Origin of the sequence: Mesorhizobium sp. M7A.F.Ca.CA.004.04.2.1 (genome assembly GCF_004022825.1) — a bacterium.
Lineage (GTDB): Bacteria > Pseudomonadota > Alphaproteobacteria > Rhizobiales > Rhizobiaceae > Mesorhizobium.
The window spans coordinates 1-9,509 of record NZ_RZPH01000119.1; the positions used below are offsets into that span (position 1 = coordinate 1).

Annotated in this window: 9 protein-coding genes; all 9 read left to right on the top strand. The window is 63.5% G+C overall.

The window, feature by feature from the left end; all coding sequences use genetic code 11:
- The coding region (locus EN893_RS08080; protein ID WP_128361479.1) for a hypothetical protein at positions 1-866 on the top strand (866 nt) is incomplete at its 5' end.
- Positions 867-928: 62 nt separating this feature from the next.
- Positions 929-1,903 carry a quinolinate synthase NadA gene (gene nadA, locus EN893_RS08085; protein ID WP_095486074.1) on the top strand — a complete coding sequence of 325 codons (975 nt, stop codon included), beginning with the start codon at positions 929-931 and terminating at the stop codon, positions 1,901-1,903.
- Positions 1,900-3,441, top strand: coding sequence for an L-aspartate oxidase (locus EN893_RS08090; RefSeq protein ID WP_128361480.1), 1,542 nt, complete (start codon positions 1,900-1,902; stop codon positions 3,439-3,441). Before nadA ends, EN893_RS08090 begins: the two co-directional genes overlap by 4 nt.
- A gap of 1 nt (position 3,442) precedes the next feature.
- Complete coding sequence (gene nadC / locus EN893_RS08095; protein ID WP_127269492.1) at positions 3,443-4,324, top strand: carboxylating nicotinate-nucleotide diphosphorylase; 882 nt, start codon at positions 3,443-3,445, stop codon at positions 4,322-4,324.
- A 174-nt stretch (positions 4,325-4,498) separates the two neighbouring features.
- A complete protein-coding gene (gene bioB, locus EN893_RS08100) occupies positions 4,499-5,467 on the top strand; it encodes a biotin synthase BioB (protein ID WP_236383478.1) in 969 nt (322 codons plus the stop codon).
- Entirely contained in the window at positions 5,464-6,603 is a 1,140-nt protein-coding gene (locus EN893_RS08105; protein WP_128361481.1) for an 8-amino-7-oxononanoate synthase, read from the top strand. Before bioB ends, EN893_RS08105 begins: the two co-directional genes overlap by 4 nt.
- Positions 6,600-7,235 (top strand): dethiobiotin synthase, encoded by a 636-nt coding sequence (bioD, locus tag EN893_RS08110; protein WP_127269495.1) that lies wholly within the window; start codon positions 6,600-6,602, stop codon positions 7,233-7,235. The genes EN893_RS08105 and bioD overlap by 4 nt, the downstream gene beginning before the upstream one ends.
- A complete protein-coding gene (locus tag EN893_RS08115) occupies positions 7,235-8,500 on the top strand; it encodes an adenosylmethionine--8-amino-7-oxononanoate transaminase (RefSeq protein ID WP_127270883.1) in 1,266 nt (421 codons plus the stop codon). The genes bioD and EN893_RS08115 overlap by 1 nt, the downstream gene beginning before the upstream one ends.
- Positions 8,497-9,480, top strand: a complete 984-nt coding sequence (locus EN893_RS08120) for a beta-ketoacyl-ACP synthase III (RefSeq protein WP_128361482.1) — start codon at positions 8,497-8,499, stop codon at positions 9,478-9,480. The genes EN893_RS08115 and EN893_RS08120 overlap by 4 nt, the downstream gene beginning before the upstream one ends.
- The last annotated feature ends 29 nt before the right edge of the window (positions 9,481-9,509 follow it).

A 9,509-nucleotide genomic window follows, 5' to 3' on the forward strand; every position in this document is an offset into this window, starting at 1 on the left:
ACAGTGAGCCCTGTGTCCTCACAGTCGGTCATGCGGACACCCTCCCTTCCGGACCTTTTGCCCTTGAGCATCGATCACTGCAGTCGGGTTTGAGGGGGTGGGTGGAGCAGCAGACCGGCCATGCACTTGGATACATCGAGCAACTCTACACCTTCGCCGATCGCGATCGCATCGGCACTGAGCGCCACCAGCGCGTCATCTCAATCAGCTATCTCGCATTGACCAGGAAGGAACAGGCAACGAACTCGGCCGCGTGCGGCTGGCAAAGTTGGTACGAATATTTTCCCTGGGAGGACCACCGCTTCGGCACGCCGCCTGTGCTGCTCGATAGATTGCGGCCCCGCCTGATTGAGTGGGCCGGCGGCGCCAGCGAGCCGACCACTCAACGCGAGCGCCGGCAGCGCGCTGCGATAGCCTTCGGCTTCGACGACCGCCATTGGAACGAGGAACTCACGCTCCAACGCTACGAGTTGCTCTATGAAGCTGCTCTGATTGAGGAGGCCGGTGGCGGCAGGGACGCGATTGCGGCCGCGGCTGGCAAACCAATGGTCGCTGACCACCGTCGTATTCTGGCAACCGGGATCGCGCGGCTGCGTTCGAAGATCAAATACCGGCCGGTCGTGTTCGAGCTTATGCGGCCTTCCTTCACGCTGCTGCAACTGCAGCGAACCGTGGAAGCTTTGGCTGGCAGGCTGATCAACAAGCCGAACTTCCGGAGATTGGTCGAGCAGCAGGAACTTGTTGAGGAGACCGGGGAGACCTCCCTCGACACGGGCGGCCGACCGGCGAAGCTTTATCGCTTCCGGCATGCCGTCCTCGACGACAGGGCTATCGCCGGGACAAAATTACCGCTGGCGCGGGCTTGACATACTTATAGTCAAGGTAGATATATTCCCTTATTGTCAAACCGAATATAATCGAGGCGCCAATGACTGGGGCGTTACCTATGGCTGCGTCCCTGTATGAGCGTGTCCGGCGGGTGATCCCACCCGTTGAATGGCCCGCGTTCGCCGGCGATATTGAAGCCATCTTAGCGCTGAAGCGTGAGCGCAATGCGGTGGTGCTGGCGCACAATTACCAGACGCCCGAAATTTTTCATTGCGTGGCAGACATCGTCGGCGACAGCCTGGCGTTGGCCCACAAGGCGGTGACGGTCGACGCCGACATCATCGTGGTTGCCGGCGTTCATTTCATGGCCGAGACGGCAAAACTGCTCAATCCGAACAAGACCGTGCTCATCCCGGATCTCCGCGCCGGCTGCTCGCTGGCCGAATCGATCACGGCAAACGACGTGCGGCTAATGCGGCTGCGGTATCCGGGGGTCCCCGTTGTTACTTACGTCAACACTTCCGCCGCCGTAAAAGCGGAGTCCGACATCTGCTGCACGTCCGGCAACGCCAAGGCGGTGGTGGAATCGCTTGGCGTGGCGCGTGTGCTGATGCTCCCGGACGAATATCTGGCGAGGAACGTGGCAGCCGATACAGACGTCGAGATCATCGCCTGGAAAGGCCATTGCGAGGTGCATGAGCGCTTCACCGCAGCAGACATCCGGGAACTGCGCGATGCCCATCCAGGCGTCATCGTGCTGGCCCATCCAGAATGCCCACCAGACGTTGTCGCGGAGGCGGAGTTCTCCGGCTCGACCGCGGCGATGTCGGATTATGTCGAGCGTGAGAAACCGACGCGTGTCGTCCTTCTGACCGAATGTTCGATGAGCGACAACGTCGCGGTCGCGCATCCCGACGTCGAGTTCGTTCGCCCATGCAATCTGTGCCCGCACATGAAACGCATCAACCTGGCCAACATTCGCGCCGCACTCGAGCAGAACCGGCATGAGGTCCGGATTGATCCCGAAATTGCCGGCCCCGCCCGCCGCGCGGTCGAGCGCATGCTTTCCCTATGAGTCTGGAGGTTCGCGACATCGCCGGGGCGCCGGTCGTCATCGGCGGCGGCATTGCCGGCCTGATGACGGCGCTTCATCTGGCGCCGGAACCGGTCGTGCTTTTGACCAACGCGCCGCTTGGCACCGGAGCCTGCAGTGCACTTTCCCCGGGCGGTCTTTCGGCACGTCTCTGGGGCGACGACGGCCCAGATTTTCACCTTTGCGACACGATAGCTGCCGGCGACGGACTCTGCGATGAGGCCACGGTGCGGCGAGTGGTACGAGCTGCACCCGAAGCGATTAGGACGATCCAAAGGTTCGGCGTCGACTTCGACCAGCACCCTGACCGCGCGTTGCGACTTGGGCTCGAGGCGGCACACTCGCGACGGCGGATTGTGCATGCAGCCGGCGACGCCACCGGTCGCGAGTTGGTGCGCGCGCTCGTCGCCGCGGTTCGGCGTACAGCCTCGATCACCATTATCGAAAATGTGGAGGTCCGCCGGCTGGTCGTGCAGGACGGGTCGGTCATCGCCGTGGTCGCAGCAGGACGAGCCGGCGCGCTCGCTCTGCCCACGCGTCGCGCGGTGCTGGCGACCGGCGGCGTCGGCGGGCTGTTTTGCGACACGACAAACCCCGCTGGCTCATGGGGTCACGGGCTGGCGCTCGCCGCATGGGCGGGGGCGGAACTCGCCGACTTGGAATTCATACAGTTCCATCCAACTGCGCTCGACGGTCCGCGCCGGCCGATGCCGCTGGTGAGCGAAGCCGTGCGTGGCGAAGGCGCGGTGCTCATCGATGAGCGAGGAGAGCGCTTCCTCGCCGACACACCTGGCGGTGAACTTGCGCCTCGCGACGTCGTAGCGCGCGCCATTTGGCACCAGCTTGCCGTTGGACGCCGCGTATTCCTGGACGCACGGCAAAGTCTCGGCCCGAGATTTGGCAAGCGTTTTCCAGGCATCGCCGAATTGTGCCGGAGCGCAGGAATCGACCCCGCGACCGACCTGATCCCGGTGCGCCCGGCGGCACATTATCACATGGGCGGCGTCGCCGTAGACAGCGCCGGCCGCAGCTCCATCGAGGGATTGTGGGCCTGCGGTGAGGTGGCCTGTACCGGCCTGCACGGCGCCAACCGCCTGGCCAGCAACTCGCTCACCGAAGCGGCGGTCACCGCGAGCTGGGTTGCCGAAAGCGTTGCCGGCACGTCGTATACCCGGCGACCGCGCAGATGCTCCACATTCGTCCCTCCACGACCAGACGCTTCCGTGGTCCGCCCGATTGTCTCCGCCGCCCTGGGTATCATCCGCGACGGCGAGGCAATGCGCGAAGCGGTGGCGACCCTGCTGCCGATCGCAGCCAATAGTGTCGCTGCCTCTGGTCCGGCTTTGGTCTCACTGATGATCGCCGCGGCGGCCCTGAGGCGGGAAGAGAGTCGAGGCGCGCACTGTCGGTCCGATTTCCCGCTCCACGATGCCAACGTGCGCCCATCACGGCTGACACTGCACAGCGCAATGCGGGCCGCGGCCGCACTCGATTGCCGGGCTACCATACGGAGCACTTGATATGACTTCATTCTCCCCCCTCCCCGCGACCCTGATCGAACCGATTGTGCGCATTGCGCTCCTCGAAGACCTGGGCAGATCCGGCGACCTGACCACCGATGCGGTTATCCCGTATGATTGCACTGCCACGTTGGTGCTCAAAGCGAGGCAGGCGGGCGTCGTTGCCGGGCTCGATCTGGTCTCGTATGCCTTCCTTCTCGTGGAACCGGCGATCAACATCCAGATCTGGCGCCCTGATGGCAGCGAGGTTGGGGCCGGGGAAACCATTGCAAGATTGTCCGGACCCGCACGAGGCCTGCTCACGGCCGAACGCACGGCCCTCAATTTCTTATGCCGGCTGAGCGGCATTGCCACTGCCACAGCGGCCATGGTTGAGGCCGTGCGCGGTCACAAGGCGAGGATTGTATCGACGCGAAAGACGACGCCCGGGCTGCGGGCATTGGAGAAATACGCCGTGCGCGTCGGCGGCGGTGCCAATCACCGGTTCGGCCTCGATGACGGCGTGCTCATAAAGGACAACCACATCGCGATCGCCGGCGATATCCGCACAGCAATAGAGCGGGCGCGCGCCGCAGCAGGGCATATGGTGAAGGTCGAGGTCGAGGTCGACACGCTGAAGCAGCTCGATGCAGCGCTCGCGATTGGTGTTGACGCGGTGCTGCTCGACAATATGTCGGTCGAGGATCTTGCCCGCGCGGTTTCTATAGTGGATGGCCGTACGATCACCGAGGCGTCCGGTCGGGTGATGCCGAAAACGGCGGCGGCGATTGCGGCGACCGGTGTCGATCTCATCTCCATGGGTTGGCTGACGCACAGCGCCCCGATCCTCGACATCGGCCTGGACATGCCGGACCACCAGAACATCTGCAAGCACTTGAACTGAGGATTACGGCGTGAGGAGCAACATCAGCTCGGCAGGCGTAGGAGGTGCTGGAAAGACGTGCCGCAGCTCGCCTTTAGCGAGTGCGCCCCAAAGCCAAGAAGGCGTACCGGACTAGCAAACAAAGGTTTGACGATGACGATTGGAATGAACTCGGAGTTCGACGTGAACCAGACCATGCAATTGGTCGATGGAACGCCTCCGCGATGGAACCGCAAAGAGGCCGAGGCCATCTACGGCATGCCATTCAACGATCTGCTGTTCCTAGCTCAGACGATCCACCGCCAGAACTTCGATCGAAACCGAGTGCAGCTGTCGCGGCTCCTTAGCATCAAGACCGGCGGGTGCCCTGAAGATTGCGGCTATTGCAGCCAGTCTGCGCATTACGAAACCGGTGTGAAGGCGTCGAAGCTGGTGGACGTCAAGCATGTCATCGACGAAGCGGCCAAGGCGCGTGATGGCGGCGCAACGCGCTATTGCATGGGCGCGGCGTGGCGAATTCCCAAGGAGCGCGACATGGACGTTGTGGTCGCCATGATTGAGGGCGTCAAGGCCCTCGGCATGGAGACCTGCATGACGCTCGGCATGCTCGATCTTGAGCAAGCTGCTCGCCTGAAGCAGGCCGGTCTCGACTACTATAACCACAACATCGATACCTCTGAGCGCTACTATGGCGAGGTTATTTCAACCAGGACTTTTGCCGACCGGCTGGAAACGCTTGGGCACGTGCGCGCGGTTGGGATGAAAGTCTGCTGCGGCGGCATTGTCGGGATGGGAGAAGAAAAGACCGATCGCATCGACATGCTGGTCACGCTCGCGAACCTGCCCGAGCCGCCGGAAAGCGTGCCGATCAACATGCTTATTCCCATCGAAGGCACGCCGCTTGCCGCGGCCGACGCCATCGATCCGATCGATTTCGTCCGCATCGTTGCGCTCGCGCGGGTGATGATGCCGAAATCCTATGTAAGGCTGTCCGCCGGCAGGACGGCGATGAGCGACGAAACGCAGGCGCTGTGCTTCTTTGCCGGCGCCAATTCGATCTTTGTCGGCGACACGCTGCTGACGGCGGGAAATCCCGGCGAGGACAAGGATACCCTTCTGTTCCGGCGCCTCGGCATTGAGCCTATGGAACTCGCCACGCAATGAAGGAGGCAATTCTTGCCCGCTATGACGCAACCTTGCGGGGACTGGGGCGCAAGGACCGGTTACGGACGCTCGCACCGCGCGCCGGGCTCGACTTCTCGTCGAACGACTATATCGGACTTGCCGCCTCCAAAAGACTCGGCGATGCGGTTTCGACGGCGATTGCGCGGGGCACGCCAGTGGGCGCAACCGGATCGCGGCTGTTGCGCGGCAATGCACCGGAACATGAGCAACTGGAGGCGGACGCAGCGGCATTTTTCGGAGCCGAGCGTGCACTGTTCTTCGGCAGCGGCTATATCGCCAACTTCGCTCTGCTGACGGCCCTGCCGCAGAAAGGCGACCTGCTGGTCCTCGACGAGCTCGCTCATGCCAGCATGCATGAGGGTGCCCAAGCCGGGCGCGCTGAGTTCAAGCTGGCCGCGCACAACGACGTCGACGCTGTCGAGGACGCAATCACCCGCTGGCGCGCCGAAGGCGGCATGGGGCGGGTGTGGATCGCCTTCGAAAGCCTTTACAGCATGGATGGCGACCGTGCGCCGATGGAGAGCCTGGTCGCGCTGGCTGATCGGTACCAGGCATTCATCGTCGTCGATGAAGCGCATGCCACCGGCGTCTGGGGGCCGTACGGCCGGGGACTGGCCGCCGCGTATGAAGGCCGCGACAACATCGTCACGCTCCACACATGCGGCAAGGCGCTTGGCGCATCCGGCGCGCTCGTTACCGGACCGCGAACACTCTGCGACTATCTTATCAACCGGTGCCGGCCATTCATCTATGCGACCGCACCATCGCCGCTGATGGCAGTCGTGGCACGTGAGGCGCTGACTATTCTGTCTGACGAGCCTATGCGTCGTGCTCAGTTGCACGAGCGTGTCGCTTTCGCGAGCCGGCAATTGGCCGAACGCTGCGGCGTGATGCCCAGCGGCTCGCAGATCCAGCCGCTTGTGATCGGCGATAACAGCCGCACCATGGCGGTGGCGGCAGGACTGCAGGCACGCGGCCTCGACATACGCGGCATTCGCCCGCCGACAGTGCCTGAGGGTACGTCGCGCCTGCGCATTTCGCTGACTCTCAACGTCGACGAAGCCGACATTTCCGCCATGGTCGAGGCTCTCGTCGGAGTGTTGGCCACAGCATGACCAAACGCATCGTCGTCACCGGAACAGACACTGGAATTGGCAAGACAGTGTTTTCGGCCGGACTTGCCGGGCTGCTCGACGGCTTCTACTGGAAGCCGGTGCAATCGGGCCTCAACGAGGAGACCGACAGCGAGGTCGTCGCCCGGCTTTCCGGCTTGCCCGACGGACGCGTGCTGCCCGAAGTCTATCGACTGACGATGCCGCTGTCGCCGCATCGATCAGCCGAAATCGACGGCGTCGCGATCGAGGCCGACGATCTTTCATTTCCGGTCCTGCCGACACCGCTCGTCATCGAAGGCGCCGGCGGGCTGATGGTGCCGCTCAATCGACAGACAAGGTTCATTGACATATTCGAACAATGGCGGCTGCCGGTCATACTGTGCGCCCGCACCGCGCTTGGCACCATCAATCATACGCTGTTGTCGATCGAGGCCCTGAAAGCCCGCTCCATCCCGCTCATCGGCATTGCCTTCATTGGCGAAGAGGTGGCCGATACACAAAGGACAATCGTGGAATTCGGCGGCGTGCCGCAGCTGGGCAGGCTGCCGCACCTCGGTCCGCTGACGGGTGAAACGTTGAGAGATGCAATGATTTCCGGCTTCGACCTGGCCATGATTGCCGGAGGCGACTGATGGCGGAGTCTCGAGTCTGGCATCCGTTCACGCAGCACGCGCTAGAGCCCTCGGTCCCTGAAATCGTGCTGACTGAAGGCGCCTATCTCCACAAGGCCGAAGGCTTCCGCATCCTCGATGCGATTTCTTCCTGGTGGGTCGTCACCCATGGCCATCGCCACCCCCGCATCATGAAGGCCATCGAGACGACCGCTTCGAGCCTCGACCAGATCATCTTCGCGGGCTTCACCCACGAGCCGGCCGAACGGCTGGCCGAGGCGCTTGTCGGCATCGCACCCGCCGGCCTCGACCGGGTGTTCTATTCCGACAGTGGCTCGACCTCAGTCGAAGTCGCGCTGAAGATGGCGCTCGGCTATTTCCGCAACATCGGCGCGCCGCGTTCGCGCATCGCCGTCATGGAGCACAGCTATCATGGCGACACGATCGGGGCGATGAGCGTCGGCGCCCGCGGCGTCTTCAACGCCGCCTATGATCCTTTGCTGTTCGAGGTCGACGCCATCCCCTTCCCGGCCGCCGGGCGCGAGCAGGAAACGCTGGATCGGTTCGAGGCCGTTAGCCGCGACCGGCGCGCAGCCGCGCTGATCGTCGAGCCGCTGGTGCTTGGCGCCGGCGGCATGCTGATGTATCCGGCCTGGGTTCTTGCCGAATTGAAGAGGATCGCCGAAGCCTCCGGCACGCTGCTGATCGCCGATGAAGTGATGACCGGCTGGGGGCGCACCGGAACCATGTTTGCCTGCGAACAGGCGTCCGTCTCGCCGGACATCTTGTGCACGTCGAAAGGTCTGACCGGTGGTACCATCCCGCTGGCCGCCACGATCGCCACCGATGCCATCTTCCACGCTCACTTTTCGGAGGATCGCAAGAAGACGTTTTTCCATTCGAGCTCCTACACCGCCAATCCGATCGCCTGCGCGGCAGCACTTGCCAATGTCGAGATCTGGCGTGACGAGCCGGTGGCCGAGCGGATCGCGGTCTTGAGCGCGAGGCAGGCCGCCGGGCTGCAACGCTTCCGGGGCAATCCATATTTCACCGACTGCCGGACAACCGGCACCATCGCGGCACTCGACCTACGCACCGGCTCAGCCGGTTATCTGGCCGAGATCGGGCCAAAACTGCGCGCTTTTTTCCTTGAGCGCGGCCTGTTGGTGCGCCCGCTCGGCAATGTCCTCTATCTTCTGCCGCCCTATTGCATCACCAGCGACGAATTGGACGGGCTCTATGACGCGATAGAGGAGGCCGGCGAACGCTTCGGCTCGCGGCCATGAACCTATCGTCGCGCGTTCTCGGCTTCGGCCATCATGCGCCGACGCGCAAGGTCGAGAACCCGGAAATCGAAGACCGGCTCGGGCTTGAGCCCGGCTGGATCGAGCGGCGCACCGGAATTCGCTCGCGCTTCTGGGCAACAGACGAAGACACGCTGTCGGGCCTTGCCGCCTCTGCCGGCGACATGGCGCTGACCAATGCCGGTATCGACCGCGGCGACGTCGGTCTACTCTTGCTCGCCACGTCGACGCCCGATCACCTTCTGCCGCCAAGCGCGCCGCTGGTCGCACATCGGCTGGGGCTAGGCCGCGCCGGAGCGATCGACCTGACCGGCGCCTGCGCCGGCTTCATCTATGCGCTGATGTTCGCCGACGGGTTCACCCGCCTGCACGGCAAAGCGAGCCTTGTCATCGCCGCCAACATCCTCAGCCACCGCATCAATTTGGCCGAGCGCGCCAGCGCCGTGCTGTTTGCCGATGCCGCCGGCGCCATGGTGATCAGTCCTTGCGATGACCCGGATCGAGGCATTCTCGGCGCTTCGGTGGATTCCGACGGCTCGCGCTACGGGCTAATCCAGATTCCCGCCGGGGGAAGCAACACTCCGTTCCATGCCGACCTCGACCTCGCGCAGACACGGATGACGATCACTGACAGCCGTGAAGTATTCAGCAAGGCCGTGGAGATGATGACCGCCTGCTCGAGAGATGCGCTCACTGCTGCCCGACTGAGGCCGCAAGACCTCGATCGTTTCGTGCCGCATCAGGCCAATGCGCGCATTTTCGACGCGGTCGGCAGGAACCTCGGCATCGCTGATCACTCGATCGTCAAGACGATCGCCGAATATGGCAACTCTTCCGCCGCGACGATCCCGCTCTCATTGTCGCTGGCCCATCGGGCGCAGCCGTTTCGGCCTGGCGAGAAAGTCCTCTTGGCGGCAGCGGGTGCGGGTCTCAGCGGCGGCGCGCTTGTGGTGGGAATTTAGCAAAGCAATGCTTGCGCACAGGACTGCTC